Annotated in this window: 14 protein-coding genes; 10 read left to right on the top strand and 4 right to left on the bottom strand. The window is 70.2% G+C overall.

Annotated elements, in window-relative coordinates:
- Positions 1–34: 34 nt before the first annotated feature.
- Positions 35–1,474, bottom strand: a complete 1,440-nt coding sequence (locus tag ABDK56_RS10975; RefSeq protein ID WP_349808316.1) for a sugar porter family MFS transporter — start codon at positions 1,472–1,474, stop codon at positions 35–37.
- Positions 1,475–1,627: 153 nt separating this feature from the next.
- On the opposite strand from ABDK56_RS10975, the gene xylB reads away from it, so the two are divergent.
- The 6 genes from xylB to ABDK56_RS10945 are packed head-to-tail and all read left to right on the top strand — an operon-like array spanning position 1,628 to position 13,351.
- A complete protein-coding gene (gene xylB, locus ABDK56_RS10970; protein ID WP_502959296.1) occupies positions 1,628–3,079 on the top strand; it encodes a xylulokinase in 1,452 nt (483 codons plus the stop codon).
- A gap of 4 nt (positions 3,080–3,083) precedes the next feature.
- Positions 3,084–4,409 (top strand): xylose isomerase, encoded by a 1,326-nt coding sequence (gene xylA / locus ABDK56_RS10965; protein ID WP_349808315.1) that lies wholly within the window; start codon positions 3,084–3,086, stop codon positions 4,407–4,409.
- 5 nt (positions 4,410–4,414) lie between these two features.
- Positions 4,415–6,052 (top strand): DUF5597 domain-containing protein, encoded by a 1,638-nt coding sequence (locus tag ABDK56_RS10960; RefSeq protein WP_349808314.1) that lies wholly within the window; start codon positions 4,415–4,417, stop codon positions 6,050–6,052.
- 8 nt (positions 6,053–6,060) lie between these two features.
- The gene (locus ABDK56_RS10955; RefSeq protein ID WP_349808313.1) at positions 6,061–8,946 is read left to right on the top strand and encodes a glycoside hydrolase family 31 protein; all 2,886 of its coding nucleotides are present in this window, start codon (positions 6,061–6,063) and stop codon (positions 8,944–8,946) included.
- Positions 8,947–8,991: 45 nt separating this feature from the next.
- A complete protein-coding gene (locus ABDK56_RS10950; protein ID WP_349808312.1) occupies positions 8,992–10,923 on the top strand; it encodes a sialate O-acetylesterase in 1,932 nt (643 codons plus the stop codon).
- Between the two features lie 16 nt (positions 10,924–10,939).
- Positions 10,940–13,351: a glycoside hydrolase family 3 N-terminal domain-containing protein gene (locus ABDK56_RS10945; RefSeq protein ID WP_349808311.1), complete on the top strand. Its 2,412-nt coding sequence runs from the start codon at positions 10,940–10,942 to the stop codon at positions 13,349–13,351.
- Between the two features lie 6 nt (positions 13,352–13,357).
- Here ABDK56_RS10945 and ABDK56_RS10940 read toward each other — a convergent pair whose 3' ends face one another.
- Positions 13,358–14,281 (bottom strand): polysaccharide deacetylase family protein, encoded by a 924-nt coding sequence (locus ABDK56_RS10940; protein ID WP_349808310.1) that lies wholly within the window; start codon positions 14,279–14,281, stop codon positions 13,358–13,360.
- A gap of 60 nt (positions 14,282–14,341) precedes the next feature.
- Here ABDK56_RS10940 and ABDK56_RS10935 point away from each other — a divergent pair, with 60 nt between their 5' ends.
- Positions 14,342–15,499 carry an endo-1,4-beta-xylanase gene (locus ABDK56_RS10935; protein ID WP_349808309.1) on the top strand — a complete coding sequence of 386 codons (1,158 nt, stop codon included), beginning with the start codon at positions 14,342–14,344 and terminating at the stop codon, positions 15,497–15,499.
- Here ABDK56_RS10935 and ABDK56_RS10930 read toward each other — a convergent pair.
- A complete protein-coding gene (locus ABDK56_RS10930; RefSeq protein ID WP_349808308.1) occupies positions 15,486–16,214 on the bottom strand; it encodes a hypothetical protein in 729 nt (242 codons plus the stop codon). The two genes, ABDK56_RS10935 and ABDK56_RS10930, sit on opposite strands and share 14 nt — an antisense overlap.
- 167 nt (positions 16,215–16,381) lie before the next feature.
- On the opposite strand from ABDK56_RS10930, the gene ABDK56_RS10925 reads away from it, so the two are divergent.
- The 3 genes from ABDK56_RS10925 to ABDK56_RS10915 are packed head-to-tail and all read left to right on the top strand — an operon-like array spanning position 16,382 to position 19,141.
- Positions 16,382–16,816: a hypothetical protein gene (locus ABDK56_RS10925; RefSeq protein WP_349808307.1), complete on the top strand. Its 435-nt coding sequence runs from the start codon at positions 16,382–16,384 to the stop codon at positions 16,814–16,816.
- Between the two features lie 52 nt (positions 16,817–16,868).
- A complete protein-coding gene (locus ABDK56_RS10920; protein WP_349808306.1) occupies positions 16,869–17,897 on the top strand; it encodes a cupin-like domain-containing protein in 1,029 nt (342 codons plus the stop codon).
- Positions 17,894–19,141, top strand: a complete 1,248-nt coding sequence (locus ABDK56_RS10915) for a glycoside hydrolase family 27 protein (RefSeq protein ID WP_349808305.1) — start codon at positions 17,894–17,896, stop codon at positions 19,139–19,141. Before ABDK56_RS10920 ends, ABDK56_RS10915 begins: the two co-directional genes overlap by 4 nt.
- Here ABDK56_RS10915 and ABDK56_RS10910 read toward each other — a convergent pair.
- Positions 19,115–20,479 (bottom strand): glycoside hydrolase 5 family protein, encoded by a 1,365-nt coding sequence (locus tag ABDK56_RS10910; RefSeq protein WP_349808304.1) that lies wholly within the window; start codon positions 20,477–20,479, stop codon positions 19,115–19,117. The genes ABDK56_RS10915 and ABDK56_RS10910 overlap by 27 nt on opposite strands.
- Between the last annotated feature and the right edge of the window lie 67 nt (positions 20,480–20,546).

The raw sequence follows: 20,546 nt of genomic DNA, 5'->3' as shown, positions 1-20,546 counted from the left end.
GCTCAGCGCGCCGACGACCTCGCACCGCCTTGGCTCAGCCTTCCATCTGCTCGAGCTCGCGGCCGCGAGTCTCGTTGATCAGCCGCTGGACGAGGAAGAAGCTGATCACCGCCGACACCGCGTAGACAGTGTAGCTGACGGTCAACCCCAGCCCACTCGCCATCGACGGGAAGGAGACGGTGATCAGCCAGTTCGAGAACCACTGGACGAACCCGCAGACCGCGAGCGCCGAACCGCGGATCTGGTTGGGGAACATCTCGCCCAGCATGACCCACATCACCGGGCCCCAGCTGAAGTTGAAGAAGATTACGTAGAGGTTGGCGGCGATCAGCGCGAGCGTGCCCATGTTGCCCGGCAGCGCGAGCTCGCCGGTCGGGCCGAGCGAGCCTTGCGAAAAGGCGAACACCATCCCGAACAGCGTCACCGCCATCCCCGCCGAGCCGATCAGCAGGATCGGCTTGCGCCCGATCCGGTCGATCACCGCGATGGTGAGGAAGCAGGCGGCGATCGAGACGACGCCCGAGACGATGTTGCGCTGGAGCGCGACCGCCTCCGACACGCCGGCGAGCTTCCACAGCGTCTCGCCGTAGTAAAAGATGATGTTGATCCCAACGAACTGCTGGAAGGCGGCGAGCATGATCCCCGCCCACACCACCGGGCGGATCCCGAGGAAGCCCCCGCCGCCCGGCGTCTTCACGTCGGCCAGCCGCGGGCGGTGATCGGCGCTGAAGCTGGCGCGGATCTCGTCGAGCTTGGGTCGCGCGGCGGCGGCGCCGAACAGCCGGGTGAGTACCGCCAGCGCCTCCTCCTCGCGCTTCATCAGCACGAGGAAGCGCGGGCTTTCGGGGATGACGAACAGCGCGAGCAGGAACACCACCGCGGGGATCGCCTGCATCAGGTACATCCAGCGCCATGCCGCGATGCCCGCCCAGAAGGGGCGGAGCGAATCGTTGCCCGCCGCCTGCTGGAGGAAATAGTTGACCACGAACGCCGCGGTCAGCCCGGTGATGATCATGATCTGCTGGACCGTGCTCATCCGCCCGCGGATGTGCGCGGGGGCAATCTCGGAGATGTAGGCCGGGCTGAGCACGCTCGCCGCGCCGACCGCCATGCCGCCGACAAGGCGCGCGGGGAGGAACAGTAGCCAGTCGTGCGCGAAGCCCTGGAGCAGCGCGCCGATGGTGAACAGGATCGCCGCCATCCGCATCACGTTGCGGCGGCCGAGCCGGTCGGCGAGCCAGCCGGCGAAAAAGGCGCCGATGAAGCAGCCGATCAGCAGCGAGGCGACGGTGAAGCCGAGCCCGCTGTCGCTTAGCCCGAACGCGGCGCGAAGGCCGCCCTGGGTGCCGTTGACCGCGCCGCTGTCGTAACCGAACAGGAAGCCGCCGATCGTCGCGACCGCGACGATTCCGCCGACGAAACCGAGATTGCCGACCGGCTCGCCGCCGCTCCCCGCCGAGTCCATCTTGTTCATAGGATCCTCCCCCTATTTTTGTGTTAGCGGTATCGAAGAATTTCCAGCCTGTCCACAGGCCGCCGCAAATCGCCTCCTGAGGGCTTGCGAGCAAGTCGAAGTTAGCGCTATCTTCGCGGCGAGACGAGTCTGTCGAAACAGGCCGCGGGGAGGGTGAGCGTGTTCCTAGGGATCGATATCGGCACCTCCGCGGTCAAGGCCGTCCTGGTCGATGCCGACGGGCGGCTGGTCGAGGAAGCCTCGGCGCCGCTGTCGGTCGCTCGCCAGCAGCCATTGTGGTCCGAACAATCGCCCGACGACTGGTGGACGGCGACCGAGGCCGCGGTCGAATCGCTCGACCCCGCGCGGCGCCGGCAGGTGCGCGCGATCGGGCTTGCAGGCCAGATGCATGGCGCGACCCTGCTCGGCGCCGACGACCGGCCACTTCGTCCCGCGATCCTGTGGAACGACGGTCGCGCCGAGGCCGAGTGCGACGCGTTCGAGGCGGCCGCGCCCGACTCGCGCCGGATCGCCGCGAACCGCGCCTTTGCCGGCTTCACCGCGCCCAAGCTGCTGTGGGTGCGCGGCCACGAGCCCGACCTGTTCGCCGCGACCGAAACGGTGCTTTTGCCCAAGGATTATGTCCGGCTGGCGATGACCGGCGACAAGGCGACCGACGCGAGCGACGCCAGCGGCACGCTGTGGCTCGACGTCGGCGCGCGCGACTGGTCGGGCGCGCTGCTCGCCGCGACCGGGCTCGAGCGGCGGCACATGCCCACATTGTACGAAGGCACCGAGGCGACCGGGATGCTTCGCGCGGAGGTCGCGCGGCGGTGGGGGATGGACCCGGTGCCGGTCGCGGCGGGCGGCGGCGACAATGCCGCGGCGGCGGTCGGCGCGGGGGTCGTTCGCGACGGCGAGGCCTTCCTGTCGCTCGGCACCTCGGGGGTGTCGTTCGTCGCTACCGACTCGCTGCGCGGCGCGCCCGACAGCGGCCTTCACGCCTTTTGCCACGCGCTCCCCGGCCAATGGCACCAGATGGCAGTGATGCTCAGCGCCGCGGCGTGCCTCGACTGGGCGGCGGCGATCATGGGGATCGACGTCGCCGGGCTGGTCGCCGCCGCCGAGCGCGCCGCGCCCGACGCGACCCCGGTTTTCCTGCCCTACCTGACCGGTGAGCGCACCCCGCACGCCGACGCCAATGCACGCGGGGCGTTCGTCGGCATGACCGCCTCGACCGGGCAAGCCGAGATCGCGCGCGCGGTGCTCGACGGAGTGGCGATGGGGCTTCGCGACGGGCTCGACGTGATCGTCGGCGCGGGATCGCGGGTCGACCGCTTCACCGTCGTCGGCGGCGGCTCGCGCTCGCCCTTCTGGGGGCGGCTGCTGGCCAGCGCGCTCGGCCGGCCGCTCGATTATCGCGACGGCGCCGCGGTCGGGCCCGCGCTCGGCGCGGCGCGGCTGGCGATGATCGCCGCTGGCGGCGCCGACAGCGCGAGCGCGACCCGGCCCCCGCCACTGCGCGAGACGATCGACCCCGACCCGCGCGAGGCCGAGCGCTTCGCCGCGCTCCAGCCGCGTTTCCGCGACCTTTACGCCGACCTCCACTCCAGCCGCCAGGACTGACATCATGACCGACCAGACCGACCGCATCTTCGCCGGATTCGACCCGATCCGCTACGAAGGCCCCGACAGCGACAACCCGCTCGCCTATCGCTTCTACGATCCCGAGCGTGAGGTGCTTGGGGTGAAGATGAAGGACCAGCTGCGGCTGGCCGTCTGCTACTGGCACAGCTTCGCCTGGGCGGGTCACGACATCTTCGGCGCGGGTACCTTCAACCGCCCGTGGCAACCGACCCAGCCCGCGACCGAGGCGCTGGCCGAGAACAAGCTGATCAATGCGTTCGACTTCCTCGAGCGGCTGGGCGTGCCCTATTTCTGCTTCCACGACGTCGACGCGATGGCCGCCGCCAGCACCGCCGACGAGCATCGCCGCCATCTCGCCGCGATCGTCGAGCGGATGGAGGAGCGGATGGCCGCGACCGGGGTCAAGCTGCTGTGGGGCACCGCCAACCTCTTTTCGCACCCGCGCTACGCCGCCGGGGCGGCGACCAGCCCGAGCCCCGAGGTATTCGCCTGGGCCGCCTTCCAGGTGCGCGAGATGCTCGAGGCGACGCACCGGCTGGGCGGGGCCAACTATGTGCTGTGGGGCGGGCGCGAGGGCTACGACACGATCCTCAACACCGACCTGCCGCGCGAGATGGACCAGCTCGGCCGCTTCCTGTCGATGGTGGTCGAGCACAAGCACAAGATTGGCTTCGGCGGCCCGATCCTGGTCGAGCCCAAGCCGCACGAGCCGGCCAAGCACCAGTACGACCGCGACGTGGCGACGGTCTACGGCTTCCTCCGCCGTTACGGGCTGGAGAAGGAGGTCAAGGTCAACATCGAGGCGAACCATGCGACGCTCGCGGGCAACAGCTTCGAGCATGAGATCGCGACCGCGACCGCCTATGGCATCTTCGGGTCGATCGACATCAACCGCGGCGACCCGCAGAACGGGTGGGACACCGACCAATTCCCCAACGACATCCCGGGGCTGACCCTCGCGCTGCTCTATATCCTGAAGGGTGGCGGGATCGGGCAGGGCGGATTCAACTTCGACGCCAAGGTGCGCCGCCAGTCGGTCGACCCGGTCGACCTGTTCCACGGCCACATCGGCGGGATCGACGTGCTCGCCAAGGCGCTGCTCAATGCCGAGGCGATCATCGGCGACGGTCGGCTCGATCGCTTCGTCGGCGACCGCTACGCGGGCTGGAGCGAGGATTTCGGCAAGCGTGCGTCGCAGAGCAGCCTCGCCGAGCTCGCCGACCATGTGGTCGAAAGCGGGATCGACCCGCGCCCGCAGTCGGGGCGGCAGGAATATCTGGAGAATCTCGTCAACCGCTTCGCCGGCTAGGCGCGGTGCGCTCGCGTTTCCCCCACGCGCTGGCGGCGGCGGTCGCGTTGGGTTGGGCGGCTGCGGCGGTCGCCCAGCCCGCGACCCCGTTGCCGCGGATCGAAAGCCGGGCCGGGCGGCACATGCTGACGGTCGACGGGCGGCCGTTCCTGGTGCTGGCGGGGCAGGCGAACAATTCGTCCAACTATCCCGCGATGCTGCCCACGGTCTGGCCGGCGATCGCGCGGCTCCACGCCAACACGCTCGAAATGCCGATCGCGTGGGAACAGGTCGAGCCGGTCGAGGGGCGGTTCGATTTCCGCTTCCTCGACCAGCTGGTGCGCGAGGCGGGGGAGCACCGCGTCCGGTTGATCCTGCTGTGGTACGGGGCGTGGAAGAATACCGGGGCGAGCTACACGCCCGAATGGGTCAAGGCCGACACGGCGCGCTTCCCGCGGATGCGGCTGAAGGACGGCGGCACCCACATCACCCTCTCGCCGCATGGGCGCGCGACGCTCGAGGCCGACCGACGCGCCTATGTCGCGATGCTCTCGCACCTCGCGCAGGTCGACAAGGCCCACCGGGTGATCATGATCCAGATCGAGAATGAATCGGGCAGCTACCGCAGCCCGCGCGATTATTCGCCCGAGGCCAACCGGCTGTTCGCGGGCGAAGTGCCGGCGGCAGTGGCGACGCTGACTGGGCGGCGCGGGTCGTGGTCCGCGGTCTACGGCCCGAAAGCCGAGCAGGCGTTCAACGTCTGGTACACCGCTCGCTACATCGACTCGCTCGCGGCGGCGGGGGCGGCGATCCTGCCGCTGCCGACCTACGCCAATGCGTCGCTGAGCGACCCGTTCGACGAGCGACAGGCCTATGGCACCGCGAGCGGGGGACCGAATTGGAACGTGATCGACCTGTGGCGGGTCGCGGCGCCGCACCTGTCGCTGGTCGCGCCAGATCTCTACGATTCGAAGCCCGCCAACGTCGCCGCGCAGCTCGACCATTATGCGCGGCCGAACAATCCGCTGTTCGTCGCCGAGAGCGGCAATACGCTCGCCTTCGCGCGCTTCGTCTGGCCGGCGATCGGGCGTGGGGCGATCGGCTGGTCGGTGTTCGGCACCGACGACAGCGGCTATTCCAACTACCCGCTCGGCGCGCGCGCCGACGACCATGAGGCCGAGGCCGCGATCGCCGCCAATTATGCGCTGCTCGCCCCGGTCGCGGGCGACTGGGCGCGGCTGGCGTTCGATCATCCCGGCTGGGGCACCGCGCGCGGCGACGGCAAGGGCGGCAACAAGGACGAGGGAGAAGGGCGGCTCGGGCGCTGGCGGCTGGTCGTGCAATATGCGCGATGGTCGTTCGGCGAGGACGACTGGCATTTCCTCGACGCCGCGCCGCACCCCGACGCCGACCGCCCGGTCGGCGGGGCGGCGTTCCTCCAGCTCGGCCCCGACGAGTTCCTGCTCGCCGGGTCGAACGCGCGGGTGCGCTTCGCGCTTGCCGAGCCGGGCGGGGCGCAGGCGCAATATCTGTCGGTCGAGGAAGGACGCTTCGTCGACGGGCGATGGGTGATGGATCGCCGCTGGAACGGCGACCAGACCGATTACGGGCTCAACCTCGGGCGGCCGACGCTGCTCAAGGTTCGACTGGGGGTGTATCGATGACATCGACGATGGGGAGACTGCGCGCCGCCGCGCTGCTGGCGACGAGCCTGTGGGCGGGGACGGCGCTGGCGGCGACAACGCCGGCGGGGCGGGGCTGGCACCGGATCGCGCACGGGATCGAGCTAACCCCGGCCGACCGGCCCGGCGTGGTCCGGCTGCTCGCCTATGGCGATGGCATCATCCGCGTAAGCGAGGGGCCGGGCGCGGCGCTCGACCTGCCGCGAAGCCTGATGGTCACCGCCGTCCCCGCGGGCGAGCCGCAAGTGCGCGAGGAGGCGGGCAGCGTGACCGTGTCGACCGCGCGGCTGTCGGCGATCGTCGACCGCAAGACGGGGACGGTTCGCTTCGTCGACGACAAGGGCGCCGCGCTGGTTGGCGAGGACGGACCGCCGTCGTTCGCCCCGGTCGCAGTCGACGGCAAGCCGTTCCTCGCCATCCGCCAGTCGTTCAACCGCGGCTCCGACGAGGGGCTGTTCGGGTTCGGCCAGCACCAGTCGGGCAAGACCAACCTCGCCGGCGAGGACGTCACGCTTCAGCAGCACAACATGGACGTCGCGCTGCCATTCCTGCTGTCGACCCGCCATTACGGCATCCTGTGGGACAATGACTCGGCGACCCGGCTGGGCGACCCGCGGCCCTATCCGCTCGCTGGCGCGCCCGGCGACGGGCTCGGCGTGACCGGTGCCGACGGAAGTCCCGGCTGGACCGCGACCTACCGCGTCGGCGACCGGATCATCGCCACCCGGCGCGAGCCGACGATCGACCTGCGCTATCTCGAGAACGTCAAGGACTGGCCAGCGGGAACGCGCACCGCCGACGGCGGCGACACCGTGCCCGGACTGACCGTCGAATGGGTCGGGACGGTTCGCGCCGCGCCGGGTCTTCACCGCTTCCGTATGTATTCGTCGGGCGAGGCGCGGCTGACGATCGACGGCAAGCCGCTGCTCGAACGGTGGCGGCAGAACTGGAACCCGTGGTTTCACAATGCCGACGTCGAGCTTGGCGAGGGCCCGCACCAGCTCCGCCTCTCGTGGGAGCCGCAGGGCGGCTACATCGGGCTCTACCACGCCGACCCGCGCCCCGCGGCGGCGCGAAGCGGGGTGACATTGTCGTCCGAGGTCGCGCGCGGAGTCGACTATTACGTCGTCGCAGGGGCGACCCCCGACGCGATCATCGGCGGCTATCGCGCGCTGACCGGCAAGGCGCCGATCATGCCGAAATGGGCCTATGGCTTCTGGCAGAGCCGCCAGCGTTACGAGACTCAGGACCAGCTGCTCGGCGTGCTCCGCGAATATCGGCGGCTCGACCTGCCGCTCGACAATATCGTGCAGGACTGGCGCTACTGGGCCGACCCGAATTGGGGCTGCCACTGTTTCGACGCGACGCGCTTCCCCGACCCCAGGGCGATGGTCGACGAAATCCACGCCAGCGGCGCGCACGCGATGATCTCGGTATGGGCGAAGTTCTACCCGACCACCGCGCATTACCAGGAGCTGGCAAAGGTCGGGGGGATGCTGACCAACATGGTCACCCCGCGCCCCGACGAGCCGACCGATCCCGACTACATTCACCGCATGTACCGCGACTGGGTCGGGCCGGGGTTCGCCAACGCCTTTTACGATCCGTTCAACCCGGCGGCGCGCGACCTCTATTCGCGCCAGCTGATCGAGAGCCTCGGCACCAAGGGGTTCGACGCTTGGTGGCTCGATTCGGACGAGCCCGATTTCCAGTCGAACATCTCGACCGCCGAGTGGCTGCGGCGGATGGGGCCGACCGCGCTCGGCCCCGCGGCAGCGCACGCCAACGCCTATCCGCTCGCCCATGTCGAGAATGTCTACGACCATCTCATCGTGGCCAAGCCCGACGTCCGGCCGTTCATCCTCACCCGTTCGGGGTTCGCGGGGATCCAGCGCGCGGGGTCGGCGATCTGGTCGGGCGACGTGGTGTCGCGCTGGGACAGCCTGCGCGAACAGGTCGCGGCGGGGATCGGGCTGTCGCTGTCGGGGATGCCCAACTGGAGCCACGACATCGGCGGCTATGCAATGGAGGCGCGGTTCATCAAGCCGACCGCCGCCGACCTCGACGAATGGCGCGAGCTTAACACCCGCTGGTTCCAGTTCGGGGCCTTTTCGCCGATCTTCCGCAGCCACGGGCAGGACATCCCGCGCGAAATCTACCTGATGTCGCCGCCGGGATCGCCGACATATCGATCGATGAGCTGGTACGACCGGCTGCGCTACCGGCTGCTGCCCTACATCTACACGCTCGGCGCCGACACCTATGCCAGCGACGGGACGATCATGCGCGGGCTGGTGATGGATTTTCCGGGTGACCGGCGCGGGTGGGACGTGGCCGACGAATATATGTTCGGGCCCGCCTTCCTCGTCGCGCCGGTGAGCGAATATCGCGCGCGGCAGCGGTCGGTGTGGCTTCCGGCAGGGGCCGACTGGTACGACCTTTCGACCGGGAAGAAGATCGCGGGCGGGCAGGCGATCGTCGCCGACGCGCCTTACGAGCGGATGCCGCTGTTTGTCCGCGCGGGATCGATCGTCCCGACCGGTCCGGCGATCCAGCATAGCGGTGAGGACAGCGGCAAGCCGCTGACCCTCTTCGTCTACGCCGGGGCGGACGGCCGCTTCACGCTGTACGAGGACGACGGGGTCAGCCGGCAGTATCTAAACGGCGCGGCGGCGCGGACGCCGTTCCGCTGGGACGACAAGCGCCGGACGCTGACGATCGGCGCGCGGCAGGGACGGTTTGCGGGGATGGCCGGGCGGCGGACGATAAGGGTGCGCTGGATCCGCGCCGACCGTCCGCGGCCGTTCGACCTCGACGCGCCCGCCGACTCGACGCTGGTCTACGACGGCCGCGAGCGCACGGTGCGGATGCCGTGAGCGCGGAAAACGAGGCCAGGCGGTGACGGTCGGGGAGGACAGGCAATGAACAGACTTACGCATACCCTGCTCGGCACGGTTGCGGCGCTGGGCGTCGCCGCGAGCGCGGTTGCCGCGCCGACCATCGACCCGGCCTATTCGAGCCACGCGGTGATCCAGCGCGACCGGCCGATCCGGCTCGGCGGCACCGCGACTCCGGGATCGCGGCTGGCGGTGAGCTTCGGCGGCGCGACCCGCACCGCGACCGCGAGCCGCGCCGGGCGCTGGGAAGCGGTGTTCCCGGCAATGGCGAGCGGGCACGGCCTGTCGATCAAGGTGACGGGAAGCGATGGTAGCGCGAGCGCCACCGACCTCGCCATCGGCGACGTCTGGCTCTGCTCGGGCCAGTCGAACATGGAATATCCGCTGCGCCGCGCGCTCAGTAGCGATTCGATGGTCGCGGAGGCGGCGGACGCCGACCTGCGGCTGATGAAGGTGCCGCAGCAGTTGGCGGGGGTTGCGCAGGACCGCTTCGCCAAGCCGCCCGAATGGCGCGTCTCGACTCCCGACACCGCCAAGGATTTCTCGGCGGTGTGCACGTTCATGGTTCGCCAGTATCGCAAGGCGGTCGGCGTGCCGGTCGGCGCGATCGACGATAGCTGGGGCGGAACGCCGATCCGCGCATGGATGGACGAGGCGTCGGTGGCCGCCTCGGGCGGGGGCGCCGACGCCGCGCTCGCCGCGCTCAGCCGAACCGATCCCGCGGCGGCGACCGCGCAGTTCGCGCGCGGCTGGACCGACTGGTGGCGCGGGCAGAGCGGCGACCGACCAGGAACCGAGCCGTGGCAGACGGGCGGCGGGGCGGCGCTGGCGTGGGCCGACGCGCCGACGCCCGGCCCGTGGGACGACTGGGGCGGCGACTGGCCCGCGTTCGACGGCAATGCGTGGATGCGAAACACGGTCACGCTGACCGCGGCCGAGGCTGCGCAGGCGACGACCCTCGACCTCGGCATTGTCGACGACATGGACGAGACGTTCGTCAACGGGGTCGCGGTCGGCGGGGTCAACGACCCGGTTAACGAGCGCCATTATGCGCTGCCCAAGGGGCTGCTCCACGCGGGCGAAAACCGGGTGAGCGTGTTCATCCGCGACAATTGGGGGCCAGGCGGGCTGCGCGGGTCGACCCCTGCGATCGCCTTCGCCGACGGCCACCGGCGCGTGCTGGCGAATGGCTGGCAGGTAGCCCGCGCGCCATCCAAGGTCGGCGCGCCGCCGACCCCGCCGTGGGGCGGGCCGCTCGGCGTCTCGACCATCTACAACGCGATGGTCAGCCCGCTCGGCGCGATGTCGCTCAAGGGCGTCGCCTGGTACCAGGGCGAGGCCGACGTCGGACAGCCGGGCTACGACCGGCGGCTGGCGGCGATGAAGGCCAATTGGCGAAGGCAGTTCGGCGATCCGCGGCTGCCGTTCCTGGTGGTTGGGCTGGCGGGCTGGGGGATGCCGCTGTCGCACCCCGCCGAAAGCGGCTGGGCGGCACTGATCGACGAGCAGCGCAAGGCGGTGGTCGCGGACCCGCGCTCGGCGCTGGCGAGCGCGATCGATGCGGGCAACTGGACCGACATCCATCCCGCCGACAAGGCGACGGTCGGGCAGCGGCTGGCGCTGGCCGGGGAAACACTGGTCTATGGATTGCCCGCGGGACGTATGTCGCCGATGCCGCTTTCGGTGCGGCGCAACGGCAATGCGCTGCTGGTTACCCTGTCGAAGCCGGTCGCGGCGTTCGGCAGTGACCAGGCGATCGGCTTTACCCTGTGCGGCGAAACGCCGGCCAGCTGCCGCTTCGCCACCGGCATCGCCAGCGGGGCGACGGTGCGAATCGCGCTCGACGGCCAGCCGGTTACGCGGCTGCGCTACGGCTGGGCCGATTACCCGATGCTCAACCTGTACGATGCCGACCGGCTGCCGGTGCCGGTGTTCGAACTGCCGATAACCGATTGACGAAGGGGAGGGGTCGATGCGTCGGACGATGATGATCGCGCTGTGCTGCGGGGTCGCGCTCGCCGCGGTCGGGAACGTCGCGCGCGCAGCGCCGTCGGGGCCGGCGACGGTTGTAAGGCCGGCGGCGAATGCGTTGTATCGCGATCCGCGGCTACCCGTCGCGGCGCGGGTCGCCGACCTCATGAAGCGCATGACGCTCGAGGAAAAAGTTGCCCAGTTGGAAACGTTGTGGGAGACGAAGGCCAAGGTCCAGACCGTTGACGGCCGCTTCGATGCCGAGGCCGCGTCGCGCAACTTTCCCGACGGGATCGGCGGGATCGCGCGCCCGTCGGACCGGCGCGGAGTCAGCGCGGGGAACGGCGCGGCGGGAGCGACCAGCACCGCCAATCGCGGCGCGCGCGAAACCGCCGACTATGTCGATGCCGCGCAGCACTGGGCGGTCGAGCGCACCCGGCTGGGGATCCCGATCCTGACGCACGAGGAGGCGCTCCACGGCTATGTCGCGCCCGGGGCGACGAGCTTCCCGCAGGCGATCGCGCTCGCCTCGAGCTGGGACCCGGCGCTGAGCGAGCGAATCTTTTCGGTCGCGGCGCGCGAGATGCGCGCGCGCGGCGCCTTTCTCGCGCTCGCCCCGGTGGTCGACGTCGCGCGCGATCCGCGCTGGGGCCGGATCGAGGAGACTTATGGCGAGGACCCTTATCTCGTCACCCAGATGTCGCTCGGCGCGATCAGCGGCTTCCAGGGAACGCGCCTGCCGCTCGCGCCCGACAAGGTGCTGGTGACGCTCAAGCATCTCACCGGCCACGGCCAGCCCGAAAGCGGGACCAATACCGGCCCTGCCGAGATCAGCGAGCGGACGTTGCGCGAATATTTTTTCCCGCCGTTCGAGCATGCGGTGAGCGAGTTGCCGGTGCGCGCGGTGATGCCGAGCTATAACGAGATCGACGGGGTGCCGAGCCACGTCAACAAGTGGCTGCTGACCGACGTGCTTCGCGGCGAATGGGGCTTCAAGGGCATGCTGGTCAGCGACTATTTCGCGATCAGCGAGCTGCAGGGGCGGCACCGGCTGGTGTCGAGCCCGGCGGAGGCCGCGCGGCGCGCGCTCGACGCCGGGGTCGACATCGAGACGCCCGACCCGCAGACCTACCCGACGCTGGTCGCGCAGGTGCGCAGTGGCGCAGTGAGCGCCAAGACGCTCGACGCGGCGGTCGCGCGCGTGCTTCGGGTCAAGTTCGAGTCGGGGCTGTTCGACCATCCGTTCGCTGACGCCGCGACCGCCGAGGCGCGGACCGCGACGCCCGACGCGATCGCGCTCGCCCGGCTCGCGGCGCAGCGCTCGATCGTGCTGCTCAAGAACGACGGCAACCTGCTGCCGCTCGACCCGCGCGCGGTCGGGCGGATGCTGGTCGTCGGGACTCATGCCAGCGACACGCCGATCGGCGGCTACAGCGACCAGCCGCGCCACGTCGTCAGCCTGCTCGAAGGGCTGCGCGAGGCGGCGGGGGGCGACTTTCCGGTCGATTATGCCGAGGGGGTGCGGATCACCGAAAAGCGGGTGTGGACCGACGACAAGGTCGACCTCGTGCCGCCCGAGGTCAACCGGCGGCTGATCGCCGAAGCAGTCGACAAGGCGCGCAACGCCGACGCGATCGTCGTCGTGGTCGGCGACAACGAGGAGACCAGCCGCGAGGCCTGGGCCGACAATCACCTCGGCGACCGCGCCTCGCTCGACCTCGTCGGCCAGCAGAACGACCTCGTCGCGGCGATGCTGGCGACGGGCAAGAAGGTCGTCGTCGTGCTGCTCAACGGGCGGCCGCCGTCCTACCCTTCCGTAGCGGCGAAGGCTCCGGCGATCGTCGAAGGCTGGTACCTGGGCCAGGAAACCGGGCACGCGCTCGCCGACGTGCTGCTGGGCAAGGTCAATCCGGGGGGCAAGCTGCCGGTGACGGTGGCGCGCAACGCCGGGCAGTTGCCTTTCTTCTACAACCACAAGCCGAGCGCGCGGCGCGGCTACCTGTTCGACGATGCCAGCGCCTTGTTCCCGTTCGGCTGGGGGCTCAGCTATACCCGCTTCACCGTCTCGGCCCCGCGGCTGTCGGCGGCGCGGATCGCGGCGAACCAGCCGGTCGAGGTCGCGGTCGACGTCGCCAACACCGGCGCGCGGGCCGGCGACGAGGTGGTCCAGCTCTACCTTCACCAGGAAACGTCTAGCGTGACCCAGCCGGTGCTCTCGCTCAAGCGGTTCGAGCGGGTGACGCTCGCGCCCGGCGAGACGCGAACGGTGCGCTTCACGCTTCGCCCCGACGATTTCAAGGTGTGGAACATCGCGATGAAACATGTCGTCGAGCCGGGGCGGTTCACGCTCTACAGCGGGCCGAACTCGGTCGACCTGAAGCCGACGAGCCTGACCATCGATGCGGCGCGCTGAGCCGCGTCAGCCGGCGGCGGCCGGGGCGGGGCAGATGGCGTTGAGCGCACCGCCGTCGTCGCGCGGCGGCAGATCGGCGGGACGGTCGAGCCAGTGGCGCTCGGCAGGCGCGCGGCGCGGGTCGACGTCGCTGGCATAGGCCGGATCGCGCTCGGCACGGGCAAGACCGATCCAGCGCACCCCGAGCCGGCGGTAGAGCGCGAGCAGGCGCGGCATCATCCGCGCGGTCATCGCGCTGTCGTGCATCAGCAGCACGCGGGGAAAGGGGTGACCGCTCAGCCGGTCCTGCCGCCGCGCGCGCGCGATCTCGTCAGCGGCGGCCGCAAGGTAGCGGCGGTCGAGCTCGGCCAGCGCGGCGCGATTCCCTTGCGCGGCGCAGCGCGCGAGCGGGCCGGTCCATTGCCAGTCGCCGAAGCTCAGCGACACCGCCGCGATCCGATAGCGGCGGTCGGCGAGCCAGCCGCGCACTGCGCCGCGGGTCGCCGCGTCCTTGCCCTCGGCGAGATAGGGAAAGCGGAGCCAATGTTCGTCGCCCGTGCCGCCGAGCTCGGCGAGCAGCGGCTCGCCCTTGGCGATGTCGGCTTCGAACGCGGCGACGCCGACCTCGTCGATATTGCCGTGGGTCCAGGTGTGATTGCCGAAACGGACGCCCGCGCGTCGCCACGCCTCAAGCGCCGCGCGGCCTTCGCTCGACCGTTCGGTGCCGATGCCGTTGACGAACAGGGTAACCTCGCGGACCCCGCCGCGCGCGAGCGCCGCGATCAACGCTCGGTTGACGCTCGCGATGCTTTCGCCGGGCGGGAAGGGGGCGTGCATCGGCGCGTCGTCGATCGTCATCGCCACCTCGATCGGGGCGGGGCGGGCGGCGTGCGCGGCGGGGGAGAGGAGGCCGATAGCGGCGGCGGCGGACAGGCGAAAACGAGCGGACATTGTCGCCCTGCTTGTTCCTTGATAGCGCTACCTGTCAAGCAAGCGGAGCGTCCGATGCGAATGAACCGGCGGGAAGTGATCGGGACGATGGCGGGCAGTGTCGTGGCCGGCGGCACGGCGCTTGCCAAGGCGCCGGCACCGTCCTCGCTCGCGGCGTTGGCGCGGCGGAGCGGACGGCGGTTCGGCACCGCGCTCGGGCTGGCCCCGTTCGGGCGCGGCGATCGCCCGGCCGACCCGGCCTATCTCGCGCTCGTCGCCGGTCAGTGCGACCTGCTGGTCCCCGAAAACGAGCTGAAGTGGCAGGCGACGCGTCCCTCCGCCGATCGCTTCGACTTTCGCGGGGCCGACCGCATCGCCGCCTTCGCACAGGCGCACGCGATGGCGCTGCGCGGGCACACGCTGTTCTGGTTTCCGCAGAAATGGTTTCCGGCCTGGCTCGACCGGTTCGACTTCGGGCCGAGCCCGGCGACGACGGCGATCAGGCTGCTCGAAGATCATGTCCGCACCGTGTGCGCCCGCTACGGCTCGCGGATCGCAAGCTACGACGTCGTCAACGAGGCGGTCGACCCGGCGACCGGGCGGCTGCGCGAGACGGTCGTCACCCGCGCGGTCGGCGGCGGGATCGAGACGGTCGACCTGCTGTTCCGCGCCGCGCGCCGCGCCGCGCCGCACGCCGAACTGGTCTACAACGACTATATGAGCTGGGAGGCGACTCCCGACGACATCAGGCACCGGCGCGGCGTGCTCGACCTGCTTGCCGAGCTTCGGCGGCGCGGCACGCCGGTCGACACGCTCGGCGTCCAGTCGCACATCCGGTTGCTCGACGGAGCGCCAGTCGCGAGGCAAGTGGCGGCGCTGGCGGGTCCGTGGCGCGCGTTTCTCGACGAGGCGGTGGCGATGGGGTTCCGGCTCAAGATCACCGAGTTCGACGTCAACGACCATGCCGCCCCCGCCGATGTCGCGGCGCGCGACCGGGTGGTGGCCGACTATGCGCGGGCCTATCTCGACGAGATGCTTGGCTACCCCGCGCTCGGCGACATTTTGTGCTGGGGACTGGCCGACCGGTACAGCTGGCTCGACGGGTTCGACCCGCGCCGCGACGGACAGGGCAAGCGCGGCACGCCCTACGATCGCGATCTCGCGGCCAAGCCGCTTCGCGGCGCGATCGCCGCCGCGCTTCGCGGGGCGACGAAGGCGCGAAGGGTCAGCGCGCCTTGAGCGTCGCGGCGAAGCGGTGGACGTCCTTGCCCGCGGTGACGACGATGGTGAAGGGCAGGTCGGCGTGGCGCTTCGCCAGCCCGGCGGGCACGCGAAACAGCAGGTAGCCGCCGCTGGCCTTTTGCGGCGCGACCGTGTCGGGTTCGAGCAGTTCGTTGAGCGCGTCGAGCGAGGCGGTCCCCGGCAGATTGTCGTCGTCGGCCTTGCGCTGCTCCGAACGCGCCGATTCGGCGCCGCTCGATCCGGCATTGCTGATCGGCGAGACGCCCGGGCTCATCGGCATGACGCCGGTCTCGCCGCTCCGGGCGAGGTCGCTCAGCCGCTCGCTGTTGCTGCGGTCGATCGCCCCGGCGCGGCCGCGTTCGCGGTCGATCAGCGCCGCGCCGCGCGCGAAGTCGGCGTCGGTCAGCTTGGTAAGGGTGGTCCCGTCCGCCGCGACCAGCTCGACCTGCGCCGGCCCGAAGGCGAACGGCGACTTGCCGAGGTTCATCACCAGCACGCGGATCGTCGCGAATTCGCTCGTCTCGCTGCCCGGCGAGAGCAGCCGCATCAGGACGGTCGGGCTTCGATAATCGACCGCGTGGAGCCCGCCGCGCCCCTTGACGAAGGTGCCGCTCGACGGATCGAGCCGGACGACGATCCCGGACGCACTCGCGGCTGCGCTCACGGCAACGAGCAGCGCGATCGGGAGGCGGCACCACCAGCGTTTAACCATGACAAAATCCCCTTGCGTCCAACCGATCAGTGGCAGACAGTGGTGGTAACGCTAACCAAGATCGACGCCGTCATGCAAGTCGCTCGTGCGGCCCGACACAAGTGGCTGCAACGCAAGGTGAAAGCGGCTAGGGTGGATCGCGGGTCGCGGGGCATGGGAGGGATGAGATGATCAAGCAGGCAATGATTCTTGCGGTATTGATGGCGACGGGTTCGACGGTCGCCCACGCGCAGGCGACGGGCGCGCCGGTGCCCGGCGGCGCGGTCGGTTCGGCCGTCGCCAATTCGAACCGCGAGACCTCGGCCGCCTACAATCATGTGGTGAGCCAGATGGACCCGACCGGCAAGCCGGTCGACAAGAAGGTCGGTCACGCGGTCCCGGCCAAGCCGGGCGACCTCGTCGCCGGTGCGCCGTTGCGCGACATCAACGGCCACGCCTTCGCGAAGATCGAGTCGGTCGCGCCCGACGGCGTCGTCGTGTCCGGCGACAGACTGATGGTGAAGGTCCCGACCAATGCGTTCGGCAAGGACGAATATGGCCTGCTTATCAACATCAGCGAAGCCAAGCTGAGGGAAGCGATTTCGAAGCAGCATGCCGGCTGACGCCAACGCCGCGCTGCCCGAGTGCGCGGCGTCCCATTTCAGCGGGCCACGCGTGAGCGCGCGCGGTCCCGAGGAGGTTGGCGCACTCGATCGCGCGGGGTTCGAAAAGCTCGTCGCGGCGCAGCGCCCGATGGTGATCCGCGGGCTCGTCGCCGACTGGCCGCTGGTCGGCGCGTCGCGCGACGTCTTGGCGCTTGCGGCGATGCTCAAGCAGGCGGGCGGGGCCTCGCCCGTCACCGCCTTCTTGGGTGACCCGACAATGGACGGGCGGTTCTTCCATTCGCCCGACTTTCGCGCCTTCAACTTCACCCCGGTCGAGACGCGATTCGACCGGCTGGTCGATACGCTGATGTCGGTCGCCGACGACCCGGCCGGGCCGCATATCTACATGGGAAGCACGCCCGCCGCCGAGATCGCGCCGGGTTTCGCCGCGAGCCACCCGCAGCCGCTGCTCGACGCGGCGACCGCCCCGCCGCGGCTGTGGATCGGCAACCGCCACCGGGTCGCGGCGCACGTCGACGAGGCCGACAATCTCGCCTGCGTCGTGTCGGGGCGGCGGCGCTTCACCCTGTTCCCGCCCGAACAGGTCGCCAACCTCTATGTCGGGCCGATCGACCGGACCGTCGCCGGGCAGCCGACCAGCACGGTCGACCTCGCCGACCCCGACCTCGCGCGTTTCCCGCGCTTCGCCGAGGCGCGCCGCCATGCGCTCGTCGCCGACCTCGCCCCGGGTGACGCGATCTTCATCCCGGCGCTGTGGTGGCACGGGGTCGAGAGCGCGGGGCCGCTCAACATCCTCGTCAACTACTGGTGGTGCGATGCGCCCGGCGACGCCGGCTCGCCGATGCACGCGATCGGGCACGGGCTGCTCGCGATCAGCCATTTGCCCGAGGCCAAGCGTCGCGCGTGGCGCGCGCTGTTCGACCATTTCGTTTTCCGGCTCGACAGCGATCCGAGCGCGCACCTGCCGGACGAGGCGCGCGGCATATTGGGCGACAGCAATGCCGAGCGGCGGCGGACGATCCGCCGCTACCTGCTCGGTGCGCTGCACGGGCTCGAGGAAGGGGCGGGAAGCGAATGATGATGATGAGAGCGCTTGGAAGGTTCGCGGTGGCGGTCATGGTCCTTCTGCAATCGACCCTGGCGAGCGCGCAGCTCGACCCCAACCGGACGCCGCCCTCGCTCGACCCGGCGCGCACCGCGAATGGGCTCGCGCCGACCCCGCCGATGGGATGGAACAGCTGGAATCGCTTCGGCTGCGAGGTCAACGAGGCGATCGTCCGCAAGGCCGCCGACCGAATCGTCGCGACCGGCATGGCGGGGGCGGGCTATCGCTTCGTCGTCATCGACGATTGCTGGCACGGCAAGCGCGATGGCGCCGGATTCATCACCGCCGACCCGGCGCGCTTCCCCTCGGGGATCAAGGCGCTCGCCGATTATGTCCATTCGCGCGGGCTGAAGTTCGGCATCTATTCAGATGCGGGGGCGATGACCTGCGGCAAGCGGCCGGGCAGCCAGGGGCACGAATATCAGGACGCGCTGACCTATGCGCGCTGGGGGGTCGACTACCTCAAATACGACTGGTGCTACACCGGCTCGCGCAATGCCGAGGAAGCCTATGCGCTGATGGCCGAAGCGCTGAAGGCGAGCGGGCGGCCGATCGTCTTCTCGATCTGCGAATGGGGCCAGAACCAGCCGTGGAAATGGGCCGCGCGGATCGGCAACCTGTGGCGCACCACCGGCGACATCGGCGATCACTGGCAGGGCAAGCGCGACTGGCGGCTGGGTATCGTCGACATCGCCGACCTCAACGAACCGCTCGCCGCCTACGCCGGGCCGGGCCACTGGAACGATCCCGACATGCTCGAGATCGGCAACGGCGGGATGAGCGACACCGAATATCGGAGCCATTTCTCGCTGTGGGCGATGATGGCGGCGCCGCTGATGGCGGGCAACGATCTCGACCGGATGACCCCGGCGCTGGCCGACATCCTGCTCAACCGCGAGGTGATCGCGGTCGACCAGGACAGGCTCGGTCGGCAGGGGCGGCGCGTATCGCGCGACGGCGACGCCGAGCTGTGGGCGAGGCCGCTCGCCGACGGCGGCGCGGCGCTGCTGCTGTTCAACCGCGGATCACGCGCGCGGGCGATCGACTGGTCGGCGGCGGACGCCGGATTCGCACCGGGCGCGCGGCTCGGCGTGCGCGACCTGTGGGCGCACCGCGCGCTCGGCTCGGCGAGCGGGGGACGGCTAACCGTCGCCCCGCACGGGGTGATCATGCTGCGGCTGACGCCCGCATCAGCGGAGCGTACGCACCGCGGCTGAGGCGCGGCGAATCTCGGCCTCGGTCGAATCCCCGGCAAGCACGCTGTACCAGCCCTGCGGCTCGTGCGGCGGGTCGCCCATGAAGCTGCCGTCGCCGTTGACGAAATGATGGTCGGCGTGGCGGGCGCGGCCTTCGCCGCCCCACGCCCAGAAATTGGTCCCGGCGACCGGCCCGCCCGCGCGCATGTCGGCGAGCGCGAGATCGTGGATCAGCGCGTAGAAGCGGTCCTTCCACGCGGTCGTCGCCGACGGATCGAAGCTGCCGCCGTCGCGCGGGAAGCCGAATTCCTCGATCACCAGCGGTTTGCCGAGCTGGCGGGCGAGCGCGACCTGCCGCGCGAAATAGGCGCGCGTGTTGCGCTCGACCGTCGGCCAGCTTCCCGCCAGATCCTTGGGGTCGGCCCACGACCAGTTTTGCGGCCAGATATGCGCGGTCAGATAGTCGATCGACGCGAAGCGGTGCGCGCCGATCACGCACGCGTCGCTGTCGAGGCAGCCTTGCGTCCCCTCGCTACCGGTCGACACGAGGTGATTGGGATCGAGCCGGTGGATCAGTCGCGCACTTGCGTCGATCCACTGGCGATAGGCGCTCATGTGGCGCTCCCCCACCGCGGTGCCGCCACCGGGGCGCGGTTCGTTGGCAAGCTGCCACGCCATGATCGCCGGATCGTCGGCGTAGCGCCGCCCGGTGACGCTGTTGGTGCGTCCGACGAGGCTTCGGACATAGGCGTGGTACATCGCCACCGCCTTGGGCATCGCGTAGAATTCGGACGAGACGTCGGCGAACTCGGGCCACGGGTGGGCGGGGTCGTTGTTGTTGATGTACTGGCCGCCGTTGACCCACGAACGATAGGTCATCATCCCGCCCGACCATTCCCAGAAATTGGTCAGGTAGAGCACTGCGCGCATTCCGCGCCTGCCCATCTCGGCGAGCGTCAGGTCGAGCCCGCGAAGCAGCGTCTGGTTATAGTGGGCGGTGCGGTCGCGGAAGGCGGGGCGGACGCTGTTGGTCAGCGGCGACAATTCGCCCGAGCCGAGCAGCCGGATATTGTCGACGCCGAGCGCGGCGAGCCGGTCGAGCTCGCGGCGCAGACGGTCGCTTCCGTCGGGTTTGCCTTCCGACGGCAGAAAGGCGGCGTACCACATGTTCGTCCCGACATAGCGGTAGCGGCGAGCGCCGAGCATGAGGCGCTCGCCCGCGCGGCGAACGAAGGCTGCGCGGGCCGGTCGTGCCGCCGCAACGGGCGCCGAGCTGCCTGCCGCGCCGCTTATCGTGAGCGCCGCGGCGGCGCCGACGAAATGGCGCCGCGACAGGCCGTTCGATGTCGGTGAATCCATGTCCGCTCCCTCCGCATCTTTGCCGCAGCATGACAGCGGCGTTGCAAAAATCACGCGGTCCGAAAAC

The sequence above is a fragment of the Sphingomonas sp. ASV193 genome (assembly GCF_040203355.1).
Classification (GTDB): Bacteria; Pseudomonadota; Alphaproteobacteria; order Sphingomonadales; family Sphingomonadaceae; genus Sphingomicrobium.
Note: the sequence above shows the minus strand (reverse complement) of the source record. Positions and strands in the feature narration are given on the sequence as shown.